The sequence below is a fragment of the Streptomyces pyxinae genome (assembly GCF_024756275.1).
Classification (GTDB): domain Bacteria; phylum Actinomycetota; class Actinomycetes; order Streptomycetales; family Streptomycetaceae; genus Streptomyces; species Streptomyces pyxinae.
Genome location: NZ_JANUGQ010000075.1, coordinates 1 through 373, shown reverse-complemented (window position 1 = coordinate 373; position 373 = coordinate 1). Strand labels below are relative to the sequence as shown.

Genomic DNA, 373 nt, shown 5'->3' with positions numbered 1-373 from the left:
CCGAACCGGCGGTCTACTGGTGCGAGGCCGCCGCCGAGGGCCCGGTCTACAGCACCGGCCGGGTCGTCCGGTACGTCCTCGGCACCTGGCAGACCCTCTCCCCGGTGCTGGCCCTGCGCTGGCTCCGAGGCGAGGCCCGCCGCATCGCGGACCGCCTCGACCCCGACCCCGCCGCCTCCCGCTGGGTCACCGAGGCCATGCGCCAACCGGTGGTCCCCGTGCCCGACTGTCCCGCCGAACTCCGCGTCTGGGCCGCCGACATGGACGACCAGCGCGCCGCCCGAGCCCGCCTGAAAGCCGGCGTCCCGCTGACCGTCGTCGTCCCCGACACCGACTGCCGCTACACCCTCACCGTCCGACCCCTCCACCTCCC

At 75.9% G+C, this 373-nt stretch carries 1 protein-coding gene; it reads left to right on the top strand.

The window, feature by feature from the left end:
* On the top strand, window positions 1-373 hold a 373-nt coding region (locus NX801_RS30640), incomplete at both ends, for a hypothetical protein (RefSeq protein WP_309505942.1).